Source organism: Micromonospora sp. NPDC003816 (assembly GCF_042874705.1).
GTDB lineage: Bacteria > Actinomycetota > Actinomycetes > Mycobacteriales > Micromonosporaceae > Micromonospora.
Window position 1 is genome coordinate 451,747 of sequence record NZ_JBIANP010000003.1, and the last position, 23,545, is coordinate 475,291.

Below are 23,545 nucleotides of genomic sequence, written 5' to 3' on the forward strand. Positions count from 1 at the left end.
TGCACGTCATGACTACCGCAGCGGCGGGCGGCCCGCGCACCTACCAGGTGCGCACCTACGGCTGCCAGATGAACGTGCACGACTCCGAGCGCATTTCCGGCCTGCTCGAACAGGCGGGATACATCCGCGCGGGCGAGGCCGACGACACCCCGGACGTGGTGGTGTTCAACACCTGCGCGGTCCGCGAGAACGCCGACAACCGACTGTACGGCAACCTCGGGCACCTGCGGCCGGTCAAGGACCGGCACCCCGGGATGCAGATCGCGGTCGGCGGCTGCCTGGCGCAGAAGGACCGCGGCGACATCGTCCGCAAGGCGCCCTGGGTCGACGTGGTCTTCGGCACCCACAACATCGGTTCGCTGCCGGTGCTGCTGGAGCGGGCCCGGCACAACTCGGCCGCCGAGGTGGAGATCCTCGAAGCCCTCGACGTGTTCCCGTCGACGCTGCCGACCCGCCGCGAGTCCACGTACGCGGGGTGGGTGTCGATCTCGGTGGGGTGCAACAACAGCTGCACCTTCTGCATCGTGCCGTCGTTGCGGGGCCGGGAGAAGGACCGCCGTCCCGGCGACATCCTCAGCGAGGTGCGGGCGCTCGTGGACGAGGGCGTGCTGGAGGTGACGCTGCTCGGGCAGAACGTCAACTCGTACGGCGTGGAGTTCGGCGACCGGTACGCCTTCGGCAAGCTGCTGCGCGCCTGTGGGGAGATCGACGGGCTGGAGCGGGTCCGGTTCACCAGCCCGCATCCGAAGGACTTCACCGACGACGTGATCGCCGCGATGGCCGAGACGCCGAACGTCTGCCACTCGCTGCACATGCCGTTGCAGTCCGGCTCCGACGAGGTGCTGCGCGCGATGCGTCGGTCGTACCGGTCGGAGAGATACCTGGGGATCATCGAGAAGGTCCGCACCGCGATGCCGGACGCGGCGATCACCACGGACATCATCGTCGGGTTCCCCGGCGAGACCGAGGCGGACTTCGTGCGCACGCTGGAGGTGGTCCGCGAGGCGCGGTTCTCCTCCGCCTTCACGTTCCAGTACTCGAAACGCCCCGGCACGCCCGCCGCGACGATGGACGGCCAACTGCCCAAGCAGGTGGTGCAGGAACGGTACGAGCGGTTGATCGCCTGCGTCGAGGAGATCACCTGGGCGGAGAACCGCAAGCTGGTCGGCGAGACCGTCGAGGTGCTGGTCGCCGTCGGGGAGGGCCGCAAGGACGACCGCACCGGCCGGATGTCGGGCCGGGCCCGCGACGGCCGCCTGGTGCACTTCGCGACGGGCACGGTCGAGGCGGGCTCGATCCGGCCGGGCGACATCGTGCACACCACGATCACCTACGCCGCCCCGCACCATCTCAACGCCGACGGGGAGCCGGTGTCGCACCGGCGGACCCGGGCCGGTGACGCGGCCGAGGCGGGACGCGCGCCGCGTACCCCCGGGGTGTTGCTCGGGTTGCCGTCGGTCGGCGCGCCGACCGTGGTGCCCGCGCCGACCAGCGGCTGCGCCGTCGCGACCTGAGAGCCGGTCGGGGCCCGGCGTGCCGCGCCCCGACCGACCCGCGCGGTCAGACCGAGATTCGTCCGGCGCCCGCGCCGCCCGTCACGATCGACTTGACGTTGCTCGGCGTGTCCAGGGTGTACGCGTACGGGATGCCGGCCACGCTGCCGCCGCTCTGCCCGCCGCCCGAGTTGACGAAGTGGTTGTTGCGCGCCACCAGTGAACCGGGGCCGGAGTCGCCTTCACCACGGTGGAACGGGTCGGGGGTGTTCTCGAAGTAGTTGCCCTCGACCAGCACACCGGCGTTCATCGTGGACGCCACGCCGTAGCCGCGTACGTTGCTGTAGAAGTTGTTGTAGACGTGCACCGGGTTGCCGAAGCGGACCCGGGGGTTGCGCTGGTTGCTGCCGTCGAACCAGTTGTGGTGGTACGACACCCGCAGCTTGCCGACGTCCTGGCCGGCGTTGTCGTCGCTGTGTCCGAGCAGCATCGTCTTGTCGTGGCTGAACACCCGGTTCCACGACACGGTGATGAAGTCGGAGCCGCGCTTGATGTCGACCGCGCCGTCGTACCCACTGCTGAAGGTGTTGTGGTCGACCCAGATGTTGGTGGCCGACTGCTCGATGTTGATCGCGTCGTCGCCCCAGTTCCGGAACGTCAGGTTCCGGATGATGACGTTGCGGTCACCGTTGATGGTGAAGCCACAACCGGCGATCGTCGCGCCCGCGTTGCCGAGGATGGTCTTGTTGGACCGGACTCGCAGCATCCCCGAGCAGTTGATGGTGCCGGAGACCCGGATCACCGCCGCGCTGCTGGAGCCGAGCGCGCTGGTCAGCGCCGAGGCGGTGGTGACCGTGGTGGTGCCGGCGCTGCCGCCGCCGCTGGTGCCGCCGTTCTGGGTGGCCCAGCCGACCAGTCCGGTCTGCGGGCCGGGGTTCGGCGGGGGAGTGGTGCCACCACCGAGCCGGACCAGTTGCCACCGCTGGTTGGCGCCGTCGACGTCGGCGTACTGCGAGACGATCCCACCGTCGGCGGTGGACCACTGCCACACTTCGAGGGCCTTGTTGCTGTGCCGGCTGACGAACCGGACGTCGCCGTTGGCGGAGTCCGCGAGCCGGAAGTGCTGCTTGGTGTCACTGCTCGCGGTGACCTGGGTGACCTGCACGCCGTCGTTCGAGTTGGGGATGCTCACGACCTTGCCGGAGTGCCGGTTGCGGAGCTGGTAGTAGCCGCTGCCCACGTCGACGAACTGGAACTGCTGGTTGTTGCCGTCGGCGCGGGTGAACTGCCGGATCTCGCCGCCGTCGGCGGTGGACCAGTTCCACAGGTCCATCGCCTTGCCGCTGTTGCGGTTCACGAACACGTAGTACGCACTGGTGTCGACGGTCGCCGCCGTGGCGGGGGCGGCCGTCACCGCGACGAGCGCCGTGGGCAGCGCGACCGCCGTGGCGGCCAGCGCCGCGAGTCGCCGGGTCAGGCGACGCGTGACGAATGCAAGCACGGAGATTTCTCCTCATCCTCGGGTACGCGGAACGGGCCGGACGACGCGTGGTGTTCGCGGACCGACTGTCGCTGCCCGGACGCGTCCGCGATACGGCCCGCCACGTTCGGGTGCCGGTGGTGCGTCCCGTGGCGCTGGCCTCGATGCGTCATCCGGTCGGCAGGGGGTACGCCCCGGCGCCGGTGACTGCCCTGCCCAGTGGCAGCGGTGCCGTGGCGGTCGCGGAGTGCGGCCTGCCGTCGGACGAAGTGGGTCGGAGTGGCTCGGCGTGTCTGGCCCCGGAGGGCAAACGCTTTCCCCAGATAACCATAGAATCAACTCGATGTAAATGTCGTACGTTCACATCGCCCTGACCAGGAGTTCCGGCAACGGAAAAGCCCCGGCTCCCACACGGGGACCGGGGCTTCGCCAGGTGCGTTCAGCCGGCCTGTTCGGCCAACTGGAGGAACTGCCGCTTGGAGGCGAGCGCCTGCTCGGCCTCCTTGATCCGTCGGGCGTCGCCGGCTGCCTGGGCGCGGGCCAGCCGCTCCTCGGCCTCGGCCACCTGGGACCGCATCTGGGCCAGCAGCGGGTTGTCCTCGCGGGTGGTCCGGCGCCAGGCCGAGTCCATCACCTCGCGGACCTTCTCGTCGATGGTCCGCAGTCGGCGCTCCAGCCCGGCCGCCGCCTCCCGGGGGACCCGGCCGGCCTCGTGCCACTGTGCCTGGATGTCCCGCAGCCGGGCCTGCGCGCCCTTCGGGTCGCCCTCGACGTCGAGTGCCTCGGCCTCGGCGAGCAGCGCCTGCTTGCGCTCCAGGTTGGCGCGCTGTTCGTTGTCACGCGCCGAGAAGACCTCACTGCGCCGGGTGAAGAAGGCGTCCTGCGCGGCCCGGAACCTCTCCCACAGCCGCTGCTCGGCCTCCTTGGAGGCGCGCGGTGCGGCCTTCCACTGGTTCATCAGCTCCTTGAGCTGGTTGGCCGTGGACGCCCAGTCGGTGGAGTCGGAGATTTTCTCGGCCTCGGCGACCAGCTCCTCCTTGACCGTCTGCGCCTGCTTGCGCTGCGAGTCCAGGGAGGCGAAGTGGGCGCCCCGGCGGCGGGTGAAGCCGTCCCGGGCGGCGGCGAACCGCTTCCACAGCTCGCCGTCGGTCTTCTTGTCGACCCCCCGGATGGTCTTCCACTCGTCGAGGATCTCCTTGAGCCGGTCGCCGGCGGTCTTCCAACCGGTCGACTCGGCGGCCAGCTTCTCGGCCTCCTCGACGAGCGTGGTCTTGCGCGCCAGTGCCTCGGTGCGGGCGGCCTCCTTGGCGGCCCGCGCCTCACCGGCCTTCTCCTCGGCCACCGTGGCGAGCTTGTCGAGCCGGGCGGCGAGGGCGTCGATGTCGCCGACCACGTGCGCCTCGGCCAGCGACGCGCGGATGCGCCGGATCGTGCTCAGCGAATGGTTGGCGTCCGCTGCGCCGGAGTTGAGCCGCGCCTCGGTCAGATCCACCTCGGTCACCAGGTCGGCGAAGCGGCGCGCGAAGTGCGCCAACCCCTCCTCCGGTGCCCCTGCCTGCCAGGATCCGACCACCCGCTCGCCCTCGGCGGTCTTGACATAGACGGTGCCGTCCGCGTCCACCCGTCCGAAGGCAGTCCAGTCGCTCATGTGCCCATCCTCGATCTCCCGGTGCCCAGGGAGTCGCCTCCCGGGCCCGCCACGGCGCAGTCAAAGTTCTCCGGGCATTGTCACAGGTCCGCCCCGGTCCGCGTCGAGCGCCTATCGCCGACCGTGACCATACGGTGTCCTAGCCCTCTGTCATCACCGTCCGAACCGGCGTGCCGCTTTTCGCCGAACGGCGTACGGCCGAGGGACCCGCCGGCAGGCCGGGGCGGCCGGTGCGCGACGGTCCCGGACCGGCCGCCCGATACGGTTGCCGGGTGCCACTGGTCGCCGCCGCCGTCTGCCCCCATCCGCCGCTGTTGGTTCCCGAGGCGGCCGGTGCCGCCGCGCCCGAACTGGACGATCTCCGCGTCGCGTGTGACGCCGCCGTCGCCCGGTTGCTCGACTCGGGTGCCCGCGACGTGCTGGTGATCGGTGCCGCCGACCGCACCGCCGATCTCGACCCCCCGTTCCGGGGCAGCTTCGCACCCTGGGGCCTGCCGTGGGAGGTACGCCTCGGCGACGGTGACCGGGCCGGCAGCGACCGCCTGCCGCTCGGCCTGCTCGTCGGCGCCTGGCTACTGAACCGGCAGCCGGTGGCGGCGTCGGCCGGTAAGGGCTGGCGGATGTCGACCGTCGCCGCCGACGCGCCGGCCGGGACCTGTGCCGACCTCGGTGCCCATCTCGTGTCGGACCGACCGTGGGCGCTGCTGGTGATGGGCGACGGGTCGGCCTGCCGGGGTGAGAAGTCCCCTGGTTACGCCGATCCGCGCGCCGAGGCGTACGACGAGACGGTCGGAAGATCCCTCGCCGACGCGGACGCCGAGGCGCTGCTCGGCCTGGACCCCGCCCTGTCCTCGCAGCTCAAGGCCGCCGGACGGGCGCCCTGGCAGGTGCTCGCCGGCGCGGCGCGGGCGACCGGCGGCGACTGGCGCGGCGAGCTGCGTCACCACAGCGCGCCCTACGGCGTGGCCTACCTGGTGGCGAACTGGGAGCGGGCATGAGTTCCCTGGGCACGGTGGTCGCGGTGGTCGGGCCGACCGCGGCGGGCAAGTCGGCGTTGAGTATCGCGCTGGCGCACGCGCTCGGCGGCGAGGTGGTCAACGCCGACTCGATGCAGCTCTACCGGGGCCTGGACATCGGCACCGCCAAGCTCACCGTCGCCGAACGGGAGGGCGTGCCGCACCACCTGCTGGACCTCTGGGAGGTGACCGAGCCGGCCAGCGTCGCCGAGTACCAACGGCTGGCCCGCGCGGCGATCGACGACATCCTGGCCCGAGGACGCGTACCGCTGCTGGTCGGCGGCTCCGGGTTGTACGTGCGGGCGGTGTTGGAGCGGTTCGAGTTCCCCGGCACCGACCCGGCGCTGCGCGAACGCCTGGAGGGCGAACTGGCCGCCGTCGGCCCGGCACCGCTGTACGCGCGGCTGCGCGCCGTCGACCCGGCGGCGGCGGCCGGCATCCTGCCCGGCAACGGCCGGCGGATCGTCCGGGCGCTGGAGGTGATCGAGCTGACCGGCCGGCCCTTCACCGCCGCGTTGCCGGAGCCGACGCCGTATTATCCCGCCCTCCAGGTCGGCGTCGACCTGGACACCGCCCGGCTGGACGAGCGCATCGCGCTCCGGGTGGACCGGATGTGGGCCGACGGCCTGGTCGCCGAGACCCGCGAGTTGGTCGGCTACGGCCTGGCGCAGGGGCGTACGGCCAGCCGGGCGCTCGGGTACCAGCAGGTGCTGCGCTTCCTCGCCGGTGAGCTGACCGAGACCGAGGCGCACGACGAGACGATCCGGGCCACCCGTCGCTTCGTCCGCCGCCAGCGGTCCTGGTTCCGGCGCGACCCGCGCGTCCGCTGGCTCGACTCGACCGATCCGGGACTGATCGAGGCCGCCGTCGGGACGGTCCGCGCCGCTGCGCCATGATGGAAGGCGTGGAGTTCACCAAGGGACACGGCACCGCCAACGACTTCGTGATCCTGCCCGACCCGGACGGCGCGTTCGACCTCACGCCCGAGCTGGTCGCGACGATCTGCGACCGGCGACGCGGCCTCGGCGGGGACGGTGTGCTGCGGGTGGTCCGCGCCGCCAAGCACCCGGACGGCGCCGCCCTGGCCGGCGAGGCCGAGTGGTTCATGGACTACTGGAACTCCGACGGCTCCTTCGCCGAGATGTGCGGCAACGGCACCCGGGTCTTCGTCCGGTACCTCCTGGAGACCGGGCTGGCCGTCCCCGGCGACGGCGACCTGCCGGTGGCCACCCGCGCCGGCATCGTGCACGCCCGGGTCGACGGCGACACCATCGCCGTCCAGATGCAGCGCCCCCGGTTGTACGCCGCCTCGACCGCCGCCCTGGGCGGTCTGGCCCTGCCCGGCACGGCGGTGGACGTCGGCAACCCGCACCTGGTCTGCCCGCTGCCGGCCGGTCTGGACCTCGCCGCCCTGGACCTGACCCGGGCGCCCCACGTCGACGAGGACCTCTTCCCGCACGGCGTGAACGTCGAGTTCACCGCCGCCGCTGACGCCGTCGACGGCGGTGACCCGCACGTGCTGATGCGGGTCTACGAGCGCGGCTCGGCCGAGACGCTGTCCTGCGGCACCGGCGCGTGCGCGGTCGCCGCCGTCGCGCTGCACGACGCCGGCCGGGAGACCGGCACCGTCGTGGTCGACGTACCCGGCGGCCGTCTCACGGTGACCGTCGACGAGGACTCCTGCTGGCTCTCCGGCCCCGCCGTCCTGGTGGCCGCCGGCACCCTCACCCTCACCTGACCACCCTCGGCACCCCGCCCACGCCGCACCCGCCGGCCCGCCCACGCCGCACCCGCTGGGCCGCGCCGATCATGGAGTTGTGGCTGACAGTATGCCCTCTTCACGTGGGCTTTGTCCGCGCCACAAGTCCATGATCGACGCGAGCCGGCGGTCTCCGGGCAACCCGGCGGTGTGCAGGGCCGGCTAGCGCGGGGTGTCAGGGCCGGGCAACGCCGGGTGTCAGGGGGTGGCGGAGGCGCTGGCGGCGATCTCGGGGAGGTCGGCCGGGCCCGGGTCGGCGACGGGGGGCGGGGTGGCCGCCGGGTTCTGGGCGGCGGCGCGGACGGCGGCGGCCACCGCCGGGGCCACCCGGGAGTCGAAGACACTGGGCACGATGACCGTGGGGTTGATCTTCTCCTCGCCGACCACGTCGGCGATGGCCCGGGCGGCGGCCAGCGCCATCTCCTCGGTGAACTCCTCGGCGTGCGCGTCGAGCATGCCCCGGAACACGCCCGGGAAGGCGAGCACGTTGTTGATCTGGTTCGGCTGGTCGGAGCGGCCGGTGGCGACGACGGCGGCGTGCTTGCGCGCCTCCCGGGGGTCGACCTCCGGGTCCGGGTTGGCCAGCGCGAAGACGATCGAGTCCTTGGCCATGGTGGCGACGTCGTCGCCGGTGAGCAGGTTCGGCGCGCTCACCCCGATGAAGACGTCCGCGCCGTTCAGCGCCCCGGCGAGATCGCCGGAGTAGCCGTCCCGGTTGGTGTTCTCGGCCAGCCACTGCCAGGCCGAGTTGAGGCCGGTCTGGCCGCGGTGCAGAGCGCCCTGCCGGTCGCACGCGATGATGTCGCCGACGCCCCGACGCAGCAGCAGCTTCATGATCGCGGTGCCGGCCGCACCGGCTCCGGAGACCACCACCCGCACGTCGGCGAGCTGCTTGCCCACCACACGCAACGCGTTGGTCAACGCGGCGAGTACGCAGATCGCGGTGCCGTGCTGGTCGTCGTGGAAGACCGGGATGTCCAGCGCCTCGCGCAGTCGCGCCTCGATCTCGAAGCAGCGCGGCGCGGCGATGTCCTCCAGGTTGATCCCGCCGTACGCGGGCGCGATCGCCTTCACGATGGCGACGATCTCGTCGGTGTCCTGGGTGTCCAGCACCACCGGCCAGGCGTCCACGCCACCGAACCGCTTGAACAGCGCCGCCTTGCCCTCCATCACCGGCAGGGAGGCGGCCGGCCCGAGGTTGCCCAGCCCGAGCACGGCCGAACCGTCGCTGACCACGGCGACCGTGTTGCGCTTGATGGTCAACCGCCGGGCGTCGGCCGGGTTCTCCGCGATCGCCTGGCAGACCCGCGCCACCCCCGGGGTGTACGCCCGGGACAGCTCGTCGCGGGTCCGCAGCGCCACCTTCGAGCTGACCTCGATCTTGCCGCCGAGGTGTAGCAGGAAGGTGCGGTCGGAGACCTTGCGCACGTCCACGCCGTCCAGCGCGGTCAGCGCGTCGACGACCTGGTCGGCGTGCCCGGCGTCGGCGGTGTCGCAGGTGAGGTCGACGATCACGTGGGTCGGGTCGGAGTCGACCACGTCCAGTGCGGTGACGATGGCCCCGGCCTCGCCCACGGAGGTGGTCAACCGGCCGATCGAGGACGCATCGGCGGGTACGGCGATCCGGATCGTGATCGAGAATCCGGCACTGGGCAGTCGGGTGGTGGGCACGCGGATCCCCTCCGTCGGCGCTGAACGGCTCGCCCATTTCTACTCGCCCTGCTCGGGAGTCCGGCAGCCGCCCCCGTGTCTGCCCGTTCCGGCGGTGGGCATATAGCAGGTGCACCGGGCGTTGACACATGTCAGGATTGCTCGGTACATGCACAGAACGGACAGGAGAGACGCTTGCGCGACCAGGAGACCCAGGTTCCATTTCCCGACGACGAGCTCGACGCCACCACCGGCCAGTACGAGCTCTCCGAACGGCAGGCATTGCGACGGGTCCCCGGCCTCTCCACCGAGCTGACCGACGTCACCGAGGTCGAGTACCGCCAGCTCCGGCTGGAGCGGGTGGTCCTGGTCGGCGTCTGGACCGAAGGCAGCCAGACCGACGCGGAGAACTCCCTGACCGAGCTGGCCGCGCTGGCCGAGACCGCCGGCTCGCAGGTGCTCGAAGGGCTGATCCAGCGACGCACCCGGCCGGACCCGGCTACCTACATCGGGCGGGGCAAGGTCGACGACCTGGGCTCGGTGGTGCTGTCGGCGGGCGCCGACACGGTCATCTGCGACGGTGAGCTGTCCCCGTCCCAGCTGCGCAACCTGGAGCAGCGCACCAAGGTCAAGGTGGTCGACCGGACGGCGCTGATCCTCGACATCTTCGCCCAGCACGCCAAGAGCAAGGAGGGCCGGGCCCAGGTCGAGCTGGCCCAGCTCGAATACCTCCTGCCCCGCCTGCGGGGTTGGGGCGAGACGCTGTCCCGGCAGACCGGTGGCTCCGGCCGTGGCGGTGGTGCCGGTGGCGGCGTGGGTGTGCGTGGTCCCGGTGAGACCAAGCTGGAGACCGACCGTCGGCGCATCCGCCACCGCATCGCCCGGCTCCGCCGCGAGATCAAGGCCATGCGGACGGTACGCGAGACCAAGCGCGCCCGCCGTTCCCGCAACGCGGTGCCGGCCGTGGCCATCGCCGGTTACACCAACGCCGGCAAGTCGAGCCTGCTCAACCGGCTGACCGGTGCCGGCGTACTGGTCGAGGACGCGCTCTTCGCCACGCTCGACCCGACCACCCGCCGCTCCACCACCGCCGACGGGCGGGTCTACACGCTCTCGGACACGGTCGGTTTCGTCCGGCACCTGCCGCACCAGATCGTCGAGGCGTTCCGCTCGACGCTGGAGGAGGTCGCCGAGGCCGACCTGGTGGTGCACGTGGTCGACGGTGCCCACCCCGACCCGCAGGAGCAGGTCCGGGCCGTGCGCGAGGTGCTCGGCGAGGTCGGCGCCGACCGGCTGCCCGAGCTGTTGGTGGTCAACAAGATCGACGCCGCCGACGAGGAGACCCTGCTGCACCTCAAGCGGCTCTGGCCTGAGGCGATCTTCGTGTCCGCGCACCGTGGTCGCGGCATCGACGACCTGCGGACGGCGATCGAGCAGCGGCTGCCACGCCCGGCGGTGGAGCTGCGGGTGGTGCTGCCGTACGAGCGGGGTGACCTGGTGGCCCGCCTGCACCGACAGGGCGAGGTACTCAGCACCGCGCACCTGCCCGAGGGAACCATGCTGCACGTACGCGTCAACGAGGCGCTCGCTGCCGAACTGACCACGTACGTCGACGCCTCGCAGGCGGTTCGTGCCGCGCGGTGACCGCCCAGGAGCGTCACCCGAAGGAAACGTGCGCCGTGCGACACTTCCTTCCATGCACCGCACTGTTTCCTCGGTCACGGTTGCGCTCGGCCTGTTCGGGGCCACCGTGGCGGTCACCGGCGTCACTCTCGCCGCACCCGGGTCGTCGCCACCCGCGTACGCGGCATCGCCGGTGACCGATGTCGCCCCGCCGGCCGCATCGACCGACGTGGGGCCGGTGCTCGCCGCCGCGCCGGCGGCGGTGCCGGCTGCCGTCGTGCCGCTCGCGGCGGCGCCCAAGAAGCAGTGTGCGGTCACCGACCCGAGGCTGCGGGAGCTGTCCGGCCTGGTGGTCACCCGTAACGGGTACATCGTGATCAACGACAGCACCGACCAGGACAGCCGCAAGCAGGTCTTCTACCTGAACAAGGACTGCCAGGTCACCCGCGCGGTCCCGTACTCCGGCGCGGGGCCGTTCGACACCGAGGACCTCGCCGTCTCGCCGGACGGCAGGACGTTGTGGATCGCCGACACCGGCGACAACATCACCAGCCGGCAGCGCCGCGAGCGGGTGGCGGTCTGGAGCATGCCGATCAGCGGGAACAAGTCGCCGGTCCTGCACCGGCTGGCGTACCCGGACGGCAAGCCCCGTGACGCCGAGGCGCTGCTGATCGGCAACGACAACCTGCCGCTGATCATCACGAAGGTGACCTCCGGCAAGGCGGAGATCTTCACCGCCGACGGTGCGCTCAAGAGCGGCGACACCGAGCCGGTGCCGATGAAGAAGCTCGGCGACATCGAGCTGCCCAAGACCGACACCGAGAACCCGCTGAGCACGTTCGGGCGGGTGGCGATCACCGGTGCGGCCCGGTCCCCGGACGGTGCCCGGGTGGTGCTGCGCACGTACGCCGACGCCTTCGAGTACGACGTGCAGAACGGCGACCTCGTCGCCGCGCTGACCACCACCACGCCCCGGGTGACCCCGCTGGCCGACCCGTTCGGCGAGGCGATCGCGTACTCGACCGACGGCAAGACCTTCCTGACCGTCTCCGACGCGGGGCATCTCGACGACAACGAGCCGGTCGACATCCTCAGCTACACCCCGTCCACGGAGGGCCCGAAAGACCTGGCCAACGACCCGGACGCGGTGAAGAACGCGGCCGGCCGGTCGTGGTTCGACGGGCTGACCCTGGACGACATCACCTACCTGATCGCCACTGTCGGCGTACTCGGTGCGCTGCTGGTGGGCGCCGGCATCTTCGGCATCCTGCGGGCCCGCAAGCGCCCGACGCCAGCCGCCAAGAGCCGCGACGGCGACGATGACGACGACGACCCGAGCCGCAAGGACGACGCTTTCGGCCCGAAGGACCGTGGTCGGGGCGCGGTGTACGGCGGCGCCCAGTCCGGTGCCGTCTACGGCGGCCCGGCGAAGGGTGGACGGCCGGAGGGCTCGCGGTCGGGAGCGGTCTACGGCGGTGCCCGTCCTGCGGGCGCCAACGGCTCTCGCCCGGCTCAGGGCGGTGGCGTCTACGGCGGTGGTGGCGGTGGCCGCTCCGGCGGCGAGGGCGGACCGGTCTACGGTGGCGGCCGTCCCGGGGGCGGTGGCCGCCCGGCTCAGGGCGGCGGTGGACGCTCCGGCGGCGGTGGGGTCTACGGGGGCGGCGGTGGTCGGGCCGGTGGACCGCCCGGTGGCGGCGGCCGTGGCGGTGGCGGTGCCCCGGGTGGTGGTGGCCGGGCCGGAGGTGCGCCCGGTGGCGGCGGTGGCCGCGCGGGCGGCATGCCCGGCGGTGGGCGGGGCGGACAGCCTGGTGGTGGAGGCCGTGCGGAGCCCCCTCGACGGGGTGGGCCGGGCGGCGAGCCGGACCATCGGGGCCGGCGTTCCGGCCGCTACCGCGAGGACGGCAACGAGCCGTACGGCCAGATGCCGGGCGGCAACTACGGCTACCGGGGCGACCGGTACTGACCCTGGGGGCCGGTACCGGTCGGGTTACGGTCTAGATCCGGCGCAGCACCGCGACCACTCGCCCCATGATCGTGGCGTCGTCACCGGGGATCGGGTCGAAGGCCGGATTCTGCGGCATCAGCCAGACGTGGCCGTCGCGCCGCCGGTAGGTCTTCACGGTCGCCTCGCCGTCCAGCATGGCGGCGACGATCTCGCCGGAGTCAGCGGTCGGCTGCTGCCGGACGACCACCCAGTCGCCGTCGCAGATCGCCGCGTCGAGCATCGAGTCGCCCTTGACCTGGAGCATGAAGACCTCGCCCTCGCCGACCAGCTCACGGGGGAGCGGGAAGACGTCCTCCATCGACTGTTCGGCGAGGATCGGCCCACCGGCGGCGATCCGGCCGAGCATCGGCACGTACGCGGGGGTGGGGCGCTGCGAGCGGGCCAACTCGTCGTCGACGTCGCTTGCGGACCGGACGTCGACCGCGCGGGGGCGATTCGGGTCGCGCCGCAGGAAGCCCTTCTTCTCCAGCTCCTTGAGCTGGTAGGCGACGCTGGACGGGGAGACGAGCCCGACCGCCTCGCCGATCTCCCGCACGCTCGGCGGGTAACCGTGCCGCTCCACCCAGGTGCGGATGAAGTCGAGGATGCGTCGCTGGCGGGCGGTCAGGTCGACTGTCGCCGGGTCGGGGAAACCGCTGACCACCGGCGTCACCGGGCGTACGGCGGGCTGCCCGGAGCGGGCACGGGTGACGCTGCGGCGACGGGCGGCCGGCGGAGCCGCCTCGATGCTCTGCTGCGGGCTCTGCGGCCGGTTGGCCCGGTCCTCGGTCACGTCCGTCCTCCCTGGTCGGCGCTGGGGTGCCTTGGCGGCTCGTGGTGCGCACGGTGATCTGTCGGCCGGTGCGGCGACCATGGTCACCTCCGGCTGTTCATGACCGTATCGGTGAGATCGGTCATTTTCAAACATCTGTACGACCTGTCTCCGCGTGTCGGGGCGGAAAAGCGCGACAGTCGTACGTCCGTTCTGATAAATGGTACGCGTAGTCGAACGCGTGTTCGACCCGGTACGGATTGTCGGTGATCCTGTCCGGTCGGGCGGTAACCCTCGCCACCGGTCCGCGTTGGGCTCTCCGGCTGGGTGGAGAGGGGGGTGGCGGATGGGTTGTCGGGTGACGCGCCGGACACGCCGGTCAACTTGACCGCGGATCGCCAGCGACATACGGTCGACCCCTAGATGTAGTAGTCACATTGGCGTAAGTCGCCTACAGGTTGGGTTCGACTACCCACCGCACTTTCCGCACCGCCGAGCCGGCGGCCGTCCTGCGGGCGGCCCCGCCGTCCCTGCGTGCGCCCGGAGGTGGGTGGGAGGCGTACCCGAAGTCGATCAAGGAGGTCGGGCGATGCGGTGTCCGTACTGCCGGCACGCCGACTCCCGGGTGGTCGACTCGCGGGAGGCGGACGACGGTCAGTTGATCCGTCGGCGGCGCTCCTGCCCGGAGTGCGGCAAACGGTTCACCACTGTCGAGGAGGCGGTGCTGGCGGTGGTCAAGCGCAGCGGGGTGACCGAGCCGTTCAGCCGTACGAAGATCATCGGCGGAGTGCGCAAGGCGTGTCAGGGGCGACCGGTCGAGGAGGACTCGATCGCGATCCTGGCGCAGCGGGTCGAGGAGACCATTCGCGCCAAGGGGGCCGCCGAGATCCCGAGCCACGAGGTCGGGCTGGTCATCCTGGGTCCCCTGCGGGACCTGGACGAGGTCGCCTACCTACGGTTCGCCAGCGTCTACCGGTCGTTCGACTCGCTCGCCGACTTCGAGCGGGAGATCGAGACGCTGCGGGCCGCCGCGCGCGCCCGGGAGGGCGACGGGGCCGAGACGGCCCACGCGCATTGAATGTCTGAGCAGCAGCAGTAGCAGTGACAGTCGGATCACGCGGGGTGCCCGCGTGAGCGAGGGGGCGGATGAGATGTCGGGGGACGGTGTGACAACAAGCAGGTCACGGAACAAGACGAACGCGGGCCTCAAGGTGGAGCGGGTCTGGACCACCGAGGGTGTGCACCCGTACGACGAGGTCGCCTGGGAGCGCCGCGACGTCGTGATGACCAACTGGCGGGACGGCTCGATCAACTTCGAGCAGCGCGGTGTCGAGTACCCGGAGAGTTGGAGCGTCAACGCGGCCAACATCGTGACCACCAAGTACTTCCGGGGCGCGGTGGGCACCCCGGAGCGGGAGTGGTCGCTCAAGCAGCTGATCGACCGGGTGGTCACCACCTACCGCACCGCGGGTGAGGAGTACGGCTACTTCGCCTCCCCGGCCGACGCCGAGATCTTCGCCCACGAGCTGACCTGGATGCTGCTGCACCAGGTGTTCAGCTTCAACTCGCCGGTCTGGTTCAACGTCGGCACGCCGTCGCCGCAGCAGGTCAGCGCCTGTTTCATCCTCGCCGTCGACGACTCGATGGACTCCATCCTCGACTGGTACAAGGAGGAGGGGCTGATCTTCAAGGGCGGCTCCGGCTCCGGCGTCAACCTGTCCCGGATCCGCTCCTCCCGGGAACTGCTCTCCTCCGGCGGCACCGCCTCCGGCCCGGTCAGCTTCATGCGCGGCGCCGACGCGAGCGCCGGCACCATCAAGTCCGGCGGCGCCACCCGGCGAGCGGCCAAGATGGTCATCCTCGACGTCGACCACCCGGACATCGAGGAGTTCGTGGTCACCAAGGCGCGCGAGGAGGACAAGATCCGCGCGCTGCGCGACGCCGGGTTCGACATGGACCTGGGCGGCGCCGACATCGTCAGCGTGCAGTACCAGAACGCCAACAACTCGGTCCGCGTCTCGGACGAGTTCATGGGTGCGGTCGAGCAGGGCGGCGGCTTCGACCTGCGCGGCCGGCTCGACGGCGCGGTGATCGACACCATCGACGCGCAGAAGCTGTTCCGCACCATCTCCCAGGCCGCCTGGGAGTGCGCCGACCCCGGCCTGCAGTACGACGACACCATCAACGACTGGCACACCTGCCCGGAGACCGGCCGGATCACCGCGTCGAACCCGTGCTCGGAGTACCTGCACCTGGACAACTCCTCGTGCAACCTGGCCTCGCTGAACCTGATGAAGTTCCTCCGCGCCGACGGTGGCTTCGAGGTGGAGAAGTTCGTCCGCAGCGTCGAGATGGTCATCACCGCGATGGACATCTCGATCTGCTTCGCCGACTTCCCGACCGAGAAGATCGGCGAGACCACCCGGGCCTACCGGCAGCTCGGCATCGGGTACGCCAACCTGGGCGCCCTGCTGATGGCCTCCGGCCTGCCGTACGACTCGGACCAGGGTCGTTCGCTGTCCGCCGCGATCACCTCGCTGATGACCGGCACGGCGTACCGCCGCTCGGCCGAGCTGGCCGGCATCGTCGGCGCGTACGACGGGTACGCCCGCAACGCCGAGCCGCACAAGCGGGTCATGCGCAAGCACGCCGCCGCCAACGACCAGATCAAGCCGGCCGGCACGGTGGCCACCGCGGTGGTCCGCGAGGCCACCAAGCAGTGGACCCAGGGCAACAAGATCGGCGACCGGAACGGCTGGCGGAACTCGCAGGCCAGCGTGCTCGCGCCGACCGGCACCATCGGCCTGATGATGGACTGCGACACCACCGGCGTCGAGCCGGACCTGGCGCTGGTGAAGTTCAAGAAGCTGGTCGGCGGCGGCTCGATGCAGATCGTCAACCAGACCGTGCCCCGTGCCCTGCGCAGCCTCGGCTACCCCGAGGAGCAGGTCGAGGCGATCGTCGAGCACATCTCCGACCAGGGGCACGTGGTGGACGCCCCCGGCCTGAAGCCGGAGCACTACCCGGTCTTCGACTGCGCCATGGGCGAGCGGTCCATCGCCCCGATGGGCCACGTCCGGATGATGGCGGCGGTCCAGCCGTTCATCTCCGGCGCCATCTCCAAGACGGTCAACATGCCGGAGCAGGCCACCGTCGCCGACGTCGAGAAGATCTACTTCGAGGGCTGGAAGCTCGGCCTCAAGGCGCTGGCGATCTACCGGGACAACTGCAAGGTCGGTCAGCCGCTGTCGGTGGCGAAGAAGAAGACCGCCGAGCCGGAGGCGACCGTCACCGCGGTCGAGCCGGTGGTGGAGAAGGTCGTCGAGTACCGCCCGGTGCGCAAGCGGCTGCCGAAGAAGCGCCCCTCGGAGACCATCTCCTTCTCGGTCGGTGGCGCCGAGGGGTACCTCACCGCCTCGTCCTACCCGGACGACGGCCTCGGCGAGGTCTTCCTCAAGATGTCGAAGCAGGGTTCCACCCTGGCCGGGGTGATGGACGCCTTCTCGGTGGCCATCTCGATCGGCCTGCAGTACGGCGTCCCGCTGGAGACGTACGTCAGCAAGTTCACCAACATGCGCTTCGAGCCGGCCGGCATGACCGACGACCCGGACGTGCGGATGGCAGCCTCGGTGATGGACTACATCTTCCGTCGCCTGGCGCTGGACTTCCTGCCCTACGAGCGCCGTGCCGAGATCGGCATCTTCACCGCCAAGGAGCGGGCCGCCCAGCTCGTCGCCGAGGCGGAGGCGGAGGCCAACGGCACGGACCTCACGGCCATGGCCGCGTCCGCCCCGGTCGAGGCCAAGCCGGAGGAGCCGAAGAGCGGCCCGGTCGCCCAGCCGGCTCAGGAACTCGCCGACGCCGCCGCGATCAAGCCGGCACCGTCGGTCGGTTCCAGCACCGAGTTGCTGGAGGCCGTGATCGGCAAGGCCGCCGACGCACCGCTCTGCTTCACCTGCGGTACGAAGATGCGCCCGGCCGGTAGCTGCTACGTCTGCGAGGGCTGCGGCTCCACCAGCGGCTGCAGCTGACGACGAGCACCGAGGAGCCCCGGACGCACACGCGTCCGGGGCTCCTCACGTCCCCCGCCCCGCCCGCCCCGCCCGCCCCACCCGCGCCATCCCCCCCGACCAACCCCACCCCGCGCCCAGCCCGTCGATCATGGGGTCATGGTGGGGATGAAACTGGGCAATCGGGTGCTTCTCGGGTGCCGTAAGTCCATGATCGGCGAGCTCCCGGCGGGCCGGGCTGCGACCCGGGACGCGGCGGGTGGGCCGAGGTGCGGCGGGGCGGCGGGCGGGGCCGGGTGAAGGGCGGTGGCTGCCTAGACTGCGCGGGATGAGTGGAGAGCGACGACCTCTGGCGGCGCGGCCCCTGACCGAGCCGCACCCGTCGCGGCTGTCGCTCGGGCACCCCGGCCGGGAGCAGATCATCGCCGCGCACGACGCGGCACTGGCCGCCGGGGACGCCGGTTACCTCGACCCGGACACCGGGCTGTTCGTACTCAGTGCCGGCTTCCTGGCCCGCCGGGGAACGTGCTGCGGGCGGGGTTGCCGGCACTGCCCGTACGTGGAGTGAAAACGGTCAGGCCGTACATGGAGTGAAACGGTCAGGCCGTAGGTGGAGTGAACGGTCAGGCAGCGGCGACGAAGACCCGGGAGGCGACCTCGCGGGGCAACCGGACGCTCTCGCCGGAACGGTCGATCGACACGCCGTCGCGTTCCTGCGCCACGGTGACCGTGGCCCCCGGGTCGACCCCGGCGGCGTGCAGTTGGCGGAGGACCTCGGCGTCGGTCTGCACGCTCTCGCAGATCCGCCGGACGATCACCTTGCCGCTCAGGCCGGGGAAGGCGAGGTTGCGCTCGCTCTCGGCCAGCTCCGGCTCGGTCTGCGTGGGTGGACCGAGCTCGTCCAGGCCCGGGATCGGGTTGCCGTACGGCGACCGGGTGGGCCGGTTGAGCAGGTCGTAGACCCGCTTCTCGACCGCGTCGCTCATCACGTGCTCCCACCGGCAGGCCTCTTCGTGAGCCTCCTCGTAGGGCATCCCGATCACGTTGACCAGCAGCAACTCGGCGAGCCGGTGCTTGCGCATCACCGAGACGGCGGTGGCGCGGCCGAGGTCGGTGAGTGTGAGGTGCCGATCGCCCTCCACGGTGAGCAGGCCGTCGCGTTCCATCCGGGCGACGGTCTGGCTGACGGTGGGGCCGCTCTGGCGCAACCGTTCAGCGATCCGGGCGCGTAGCGGCGGCACTCCCTCCTCTTCGAGTTCGAGGATGGTGCGCAGGTACATTTCGGTCGTATCGACCAAGTCGTGAGACTTCATGGTGTCAGCGGCCCTCCGGCATCGATGGTACCCTGCCGCGCCCCGATCGATGGTCACCGAACCACCGCCGTCGTCACTGATGGTGTTGACTGGGTGCATGTCCGGTACAGACGATCTTCTGGTCGGGGCGCGGGCGCTCGCCGCCGAACTCGACGCGGCCGAACCGCCCACCCTGCTCGACGTACGGTGGCGGCTGGTCGGCCCACCCGGCCGGGACGACTACGCGGCCGGGCACCTTCCGGGCGCGGTCTTCGTCGACCTGGACACCGCGCTCTGCGGTCCGCCCGGTCGATCGGGCCGGCATCCCCTGCCCGATCCGGCGGCGCTCGAAGCGGCCCTGCGGTCCGCCGGGGTCCGCGACGGTCGTCCCGTGGTGGTGTACGACGGCGGCGACGGCATGGCCGCCGCCCGCGCCTGGTGGACGCTGCGCTGGGCGGGCCACCGGCCGGTACGCCTGCTCTCCGGTGGCTACCCGGCCTGGCTGGCTGCCGGCCTGCCCACCAGCGACGACGTGCCGACGCCCGAGCCCGGTGACGTGACCGTGCGCCCGGGTGCGCTGCCGGTGCTCGACGCCTCGGCCGCCGCCCGGCTGGCCGCCGGTGACGGGGTGCTGCTCGACGTGCGCGCCGCGCCGCGCTACCGGGGCGAGCAGGAGCCGGTCGACCCGGTCGCCGGGCACGTCCCCGGCGCGGTGAACGTGCCCGCGCCCGAGTACGTCACCGACGGCCGCTTCCCCGCCGCCGAGGCGCTGCGGGACCGGTTCGCCGCAGCCGGGGTGACCGCCGGGGTGCCGGTCGGGGCGTACTGCGGCTCGGGGGTGACCGCCGCGCAGGCCGTCCTCGCGTTGCATGTGGCCGGACGTCCGGACGCCGCGCTCTATGTCGGCTCGTGGAGCGAGTGGGTGGCCGACCCGGAGCGGCCGGTGGCCACCGGCCCGGGGTCGACCGCCTGATCAGGCCGGTTGCCCGGTCGCGTGCGACCATGGGCAGATGTCCGACGACACGGTGGTGATGTGGGACGAGTCGCTGCTCGCCTACGACCTCGGCGACCACCCGCTCGATCCGGTCCGGGTGGAGCTGACCCTGGCGCTCGCGTGGGAACTCGGCGTGCTGCACCGGCCCGGGGTCCGCATGGTCAAGCCGTACCCGGCCGACGACGAACTGCTCGGCCGGGTCCACGACCCGCGCTACCTGGGCGCGGTCCGGATGGCGCCGCGCGAGCCGTTCTTCACCGGCTTCGGTCTGGGCACCTCGGACAACCCGGTCTTCGAGGGGATGCACGAGTCGAGCGCGTTGATCGCCGGGGCGACGGTGGCCGCCGCCGAGGCGGTGTGGCGCGGCCAGGCCCGGCGCGCGGTCAACGTGGCCGGCGGTCTGCACCACGCCATGGCCGACCGGGCGGCCGGGTTCTGCGTCTACAACGACCCGGCGGTGGCCATCGCCCGGCTGCTCGACCTGGGCGCGGAGCGCATCGCGTACGTCGACGTCGACGTGCACCACGGCGACGGGGTGCAGCAGATCTTCTGGGACGACCCGAGGGTGCTGACCGTCAGCCTGCACGAGACACCGCTCGCACTCTTCCCCGGCACCGGGTTCCCCGACGAGACGGGCGGCCCGAACGCCGCCGGCACGGCGGTCAACGTCCCGCTGCCGCCAGGGGTGGAGGACGCCGGCTGGCAACGCGCCTTCCACGCGGTCGTGCCGTCGGTGCTGCGCGCGTTCCGCCCGCAGGTGCTGTTCACCCAGTGCGGTGCGGACGCCCACCGCGTCGACCCGCTTGCCGACCTGCATCTGTCGGTGGACGGTCAGCGCGCCACCTACCTGGCGTTGCGGGCGCTCGCCGACGAGTTGTGTGACGGGCGGTGGGTGGCCACCGGTGGCGGCGGGTACGCGCTCGTCGAGGTGGTGCCCCGGGCCTGGACGCATCTGCTCGCGGTGGCCACCGGCGCGCCGTTGGACCCGGCGACGCCGACCCCGCCGGGCTGGCGGGATCTGGCCCGGGCCCGGCGTCCCGGCACCGACATCCCGTTGCGGATGACCGACGACGTCGACCCGAGCTACGAGCCGTGGCAGCCCACCGGCGAGCCGAACCCGGTGGACCGGGCCATCGCGGCCACCCGGAAGGCGGTCTTCCCGCTGCTCGGCCTCGACCCACACGATCCCCGCGACTGAGCCGGCCGGGGGAGGGCCGCCCGAGGTGACCAGAACCGAACCAGTCGTCGACGTGCTGCTCAGTGACGGCAGCACCGTCCAGTTGCGACCGATCCGTCCCACCGACGCGCCGGCGATCGTCGAGATGCACGCCCGGTTCTCCGAGCGCACCCGGTACCTGCGGTACTTCTCGCCGTACCCGCGCATACCCGAACGGGACCTGCACCGCTTCGTCAACGTCGACCACCGCGACCGGGAGGCGTTCGTGGTGCTGGCCGGCGACCGGATCGTCGCCGTCGGCCGGTACGAGCGGCTGGGCCCGGCCTCGCCCGACGCCGAGGTCGCGTTCGTGGTCGAGGACGCCTACCAGGGCCGGGGCATCGGCTCGGTGCTGCTGGAACACCTCGCCGACGCGGCCCGCCGCAGCGGGATCGTCAACTTCGTGGCCGAGGTGCTGCCGGCCAACGGCACGATGCTGCGGGTCTTCGCCGACTTCGGCTACCAGATCCAACGCCAGTTCGCCGACGGCGTGGTGCACCTGACCTTCCCGATCGCGCCCACCGAGGCGACCCTGGAGGTGCAGCGGGGGCGGGAGCACCGCACCGAGGCCCGGTCCATCGCCCGGCTGCTCGCCCCGCGTGGCGTGGTCGTCTATGGCGCCAGCGCCACCGGCCAGGGCGTCGGCGCGGCCGTGCTCGGGCACCTGCGCGACGGCGGGTTCACCGGGTCGGTGGTGCCGGTGCACCCGAGCGCCGCCCGGGTCGCCGGGCTGCCCGCGTACCCGTCGGCGGTCGACGCCGACCTGCCGGTCGACCTGGCCGTGGTGGCGGTGCCGCCGGAGTCGGCGCCCGAGGTGGTCGCCGACGCCGCCGCGGCCGGCGTACACGGCCTGGTGGTCATCTCGGCGGGCTTCGCCGAGGCCGGGATGGCCGGCGCCGCCGCGCAGCGCACGCTGGTGCGTGCGGCCCACGCGGCGGGCATGCGGGTGATCGGCCCCAACTGCCTCGGGGTGGCCAACACCGACCCGGCGGTACGCCTCAACGCCACCCTCGCCCCCCGACTGCCGGAGCCCGGCCGGGTCGGCATCTTCAGCCAGTCCGGCGTGTTCGGGGTGGCGCTGCTGGCCGAGGCGGACCGGCGCGGGCTGGGCGTCTCCAGCTTCGTCTCGGCCGGCAACCGGGCCGACGTCTCCGGCAACGACCTGTTGCAGTACTGGCAGGACGATCCGGCCACCGACGTGATCATGTTGTACCTGGAGACGTTCGGCAACCCGCGCAAGTTCGCCCGGCTGGCCCGGCGGATCGGTCGCGACAAACCGGTGGTGGCGTTGGCGTCCCCGGCCCGCCCGCCCGGACTGGGCGACTCCGCCGGCCCGGACGAGACGGCGGTGAGCGCCCTGTTCGCCCAGTCCGGGGTGATCCGGGTGGACACCGTGGCCGAGCTGCTCGACGTCGGGACACTCCTGGCCAACCAGCCGCTACCGGCCGGGAACCGGGTCGGCGTGGTCGGCAACTCCTCGGCGTTGGCCGGGCTGGCGGCCACCGCCTGTGCGGCACAGGGCCTCCGGGTCGCGCCGGGCTACCCTTGCGACGTCGGCCCCCGGGCCAGTGCCGCCGAGTTCGGTGCGGCGCTCGCCGGGGCCGCCGCCGACGACTCGGTCGACGCGTTGGTGGTCCTCTTCGCACCACCGTTGCCGGGGCAGCTCACCGGCACCGAGGCCGACTTCGCCGCCGCGCTCGCCGTCCCGGCGGCCGACAAACCGATGGTGGCCACCTTCCTGGTCGGGCAGGCGCCGGCGGGAACACCGGCCTACCCGAGCGTGGAGGAGGCGGTACGCGCGCTGGCCCGGGTCACCGCGTACGCGGACTGGCGGCGTCGTCCGGCCGGCGTCCTGCCCGAGCTTCCCGACGTCGATCCGGTGGCGGCGCAGGTGGCGCTGCGTGCTGACGGAGGCGACCCGGAGGCGCTGCTCGCCGCGTACGGCATCGACGTGGTCGAGTCGGCACGGGTCGACTCGGTCGACGCGGCGGTCGACGCGGCGACGCGATTCGGCTTCCCGGTGGCCCTCAAGGCCGCCGCCGGTGGACTGCGGCACCGCCTCGACCTCGGTGCCGTCCGCCTGGACCTGCCCGACGCCGACACGGTCCGCCGCGCGTACGCCGAACTGGCCGCCGCGTTCGGCGCGGACGCGCTGGTGCAGCCGATGGTGCCGCCCGGGGTGGCCTGTGTGGTGGAGCTGGTCGAGGATCCCGCGTTCGGGCCGGTGGTGGGCTTCGGTCTCGGCGGGGTCGCCACCGACCTGCTCGGCGACCGCGCCTGGCGGGCGGTGCCGCTGACCGACCGGGACGCCACCGAGCTGGTGGACGCCCCACGGGCGGCCCCGCTGCTGCGGGGCCACCGGGGCGCCGCACCGGTGGACCGGGCGGCCCTGGCCGACCTGCTGCTGCGCATCGGGCGGCTCGCCGACGAGCAACCCCGGGTACGCGCACTGACGCTGAATCCGGTGCTGGCCCGCCCGGACGGGCTGTCCGTGCTGCACGCCTCGGTCCGCACCGGCTCGGCTGCCGCCCGCCCCGACACCGGCCCCCGCCGTTTGTGAAAGGAAGGGCCCCCTACTAACGCCTCGTGTATAGCAGGGGACCCCTCC

General features: G+C 72.2%; 17 protein-coding genes. 12 read left to right on the plus strand and 5 right to left on the minus strand.

The window, feature by feature from the left end; translation table 11 throughout:
- The first annotated feature begins 8 nt into the window (after positions 1-8).
- On the plus strand, positions 9-1,514 hold the full coding sequence (gene miaB / locus ACFYTT_RS12960) for a tRNA (N6-isopentenyl adenosine(37)-C2)-methylthiotransferase MiaB (RefSeq protein WP_131053777.1): 1,506 nt from the start codon (positions 9-11) through the stop codon (positions 1,512-1,514).
- A 46-nt stretch (positions 1,515-1,560) separates the two neighbouring features.
- On the opposite strand, the gene ACFYTT_RS12965 is transcribed toward miaB, so the two are convergent.
- Both ACFYTT_RS12965 and ACFYTT_RS12970 read right to left on the minus strand, forming a co-directional pair.
- Positions 1,561-2,994, minus strand: coding sequence for an RICIN domain-containing protein (locus tag ACFYTT_RS12965; protein WP_176093042.1), 1,434 nt, complete (start codon positions 2,992-2,994; stop codon positions 1,561-1,563).
- Between the two features lie 418 nt (positions 2,995-3,412).
- A complete protein-coding gene (locus ACFYTT_RS12970) occupies positions 3,413-4,621 on the minus strand; it encodes a DUF349 domain-containing protein (RefSeq protein WP_131056901.1) in 1,209 nt (402 codons plus the stop codon).
- A gap of 272 nt (positions 4,622-4,893) precedes the next feature.
- Between ACFYTT_RS12970 and ACFYTT_RS12975 the strand changes: the two genes are divergently transcribed.
- From ACFYTT_RS12975 to dapF, 3 genes are read left to right on the plus strand one after another with little or no spacing between them, the layout of a single operon-like run.
- Complete coding sequence (locus ACFYTT_RS12975) at positions 4,894-5,619, plus strand: class III extradiol dioxygenase subunit B-like domain-containing protein (protein ID WP_387259050.1); 726 nt, start codon at positions 4,894-4,896, stop codon at positions 5,617-5,619.
- Positions 5,616-6,533, plus strand: a complete 918-nt coding sequence (miaA, locus tag ACFYTT_RS12980) for a tRNA (adenosine(37)-N6)-dimethylallyltransferase MiaA (protein ID WP_387259053.1) — start codon at positions 5,616-5,618, stop codon at positions 6,531-6,533. The genes ACFYTT_RS12975 and miaA overlap by 4 nt, the downstream gene beginning before the upstream one ends.
- 8 nt (positions 6,534-6,541) lie before the next feature.
- Positions 6,542-7,375, plus strand: coding sequence for a diaminopimelate epimerase (gene dapF / locus ACFYTT_RS12985; RefSeq protein WP_176093045.1), 834 nt, complete (start codon positions 6,542-6,544; stop codon positions 7,373-7,375).
- A gap of 219 nt (positions 7,376-7,594) precedes the next feature.
- Here the strand turns inward: dapF and ACFYTT_RS12990 are convergent, their stop codons facing one another.
- Positions 7,595-9,067, minus strand: coding sequence for an NAD-dependent malic enzyme (locus tag ACFYTT_RS12990; RefSeq protein WP_131056452.1), 1,473 nt, complete (start codon positions 9,065-9,067; stop codon positions 7,595-7,597).
- A gap of 174 nt (positions 9,068-9,241) precedes the next feature.
- Between ACFYTT_RS12990 and hflX the strand changes: the two genes are divergently transcribed.
- The gene (gene hflX / locus ACFYTT_RS12995; protein WP_387259056.1) at positions 9,242-10,690 is read left to right on the plus strand and encodes a GTPase HflX; all 1,449 of its coding nucleotides are present in this window, start codon (positions 9,242-9,244) and stop codon (positions 10,688-10,690) included.
- A gap of 52 nt (positions 10,691-10,742) precedes the next feature.
- Entirely contained in the window at positions 10,743-12,632 is a 1,890-nt protein-coding gene (locus tag ACFYTT_RS13000; protein ID WP_387259059.1) for a hypothetical protein, read from the plus strand.
- Between the two features lie 31 nt (positions 12,633-12,663).
- On the opposite strand, the gene lexA is transcribed toward ACFYTT_RS13000, so the two are convergent.
- On the minus strand, positions 12,664-13,446 hold the full coding sequence (lexA, locus tag ACFYTT_RS13005) for a transcriptional repressor LexA (RefSeq protein ID WP_176093047.1): 783 nt from the start codon (positions 13,444-13,446) through the stop codon (positions 12,664-12,666).
- 568 nt (positions 13,447-14,014) lie between these two features.
- Between lexA and nrdR the strand changes: the two genes are divergently transcribed.
- The 3 genes from nrdR (at position 14,015) to ACFYTT_RS13020 (ending at position 18,003) form a co-directional block, all read left to right on the plus strand.
- On the plus strand, positions 14,015-14,503 hold the full coding sequence (gene nrdR / locus ACFYTT_RS13010; protein WP_387259064.1) for a transcriptional regulator NrdR: 489 nt from the start codon (positions 14,015-14,017) through the stop codon (positions 14,501-14,503).
- 73 nt (positions 14,504-14,576) lie between these two features.
- Positions 14,577-17,456: a vitamin B12-dependent ribonucleotide reductase gene (locus ACFYTT_RS13015; protein ID WP_176095699.1), complete on the plus strand. Its 2,880-nt coding sequence runs from the start codon at positions 14,577-14,579 to the stop codon at positions 17,454-17,456.
- A 307-nt stretch (positions 17,457-17,763) separates the two neighbouring features.
- Complete coding sequence (locus tag ACFYTT_RS13020) at positions 17,764-18,003, plus strand: DUF5522 domain-containing protein (protein WP_176093049.1); 240 nt, start codon at positions 17,764-17,766, stop codon at positions 18,001-18,003.
- Positions 18,004-18,058: 55 nt separating this feature from the next.
- Here the strand turns inward: ACFYTT_RS13020 and ACFYTT_RS13025 are convergent, their stop codons facing one another.
- Positions 18,059-18,748 carry a metal-dependent transcriptional regulator gene (locus ACFYTT_RS13025; protein ID WP_131057812.1) on the minus strand — a complete coding sequence of 230 codons (690 nt, stop codon included), beginning with the start codon at positions 18,746-18,748 and terminating at the stop codon, positions 18,059-18,061.
- Positions 18,749-18,845: 97 nt separating this feature from the next.
- Between ACFYTT_RS13025 and ACFYTT_RS13030 the strand changes: the two genes are divergently transcribed.
- From ACFYTT_RS13030 to ACFYTT_RS13040, 3 genes are read left to right on the plus strand one after another with little or no spacing between them, the layout of a single operon-like run.
- Positions 18,846-19,700 carry a sulfurtransferase gene (locus ACFYTT_RS13030; RefSeq protein WP_387259068.1) on the plus strand — a complete coding sequence of 285 codons (855 nt, stop codon included), beginning with the start codon at positions 18,846-18,848 and terminating at the stop codon, positions 19,698-19,700.
- 37 nt (positions 19,701-19,737) lie between these two features.
- On the plus strand, positions 19,738-20,919 hold the full coding sequence (locus ACFYTT_RS13035) for an acetoin utilization protein AcuC (RefSeq protein WP_357212288.1): 1,182 nt from the start codon (positions 19,738-19,740) through the stop codon (positions 20,917-20,919).
- Positions 20,906-23,497 (plus strand): GNAT family N-acetyltransferase, encoded by a 2,592-nt coding sequence (locus tag ACFYTT_RS13040; RefSeq protein WP_387259748.1) that lies wholly within the window; start codon positions 20,906-20,908, stop codon positions 23,495-23,497. The genes ACFYTT_RS13035 and ACFYTT_RS13040 overlap by 14 nt, the downstream gene beginning before the upstream one ends.
- The last annotated feature ends 48 nt before the right edge of the window (positions 23,498-23,545 follow it).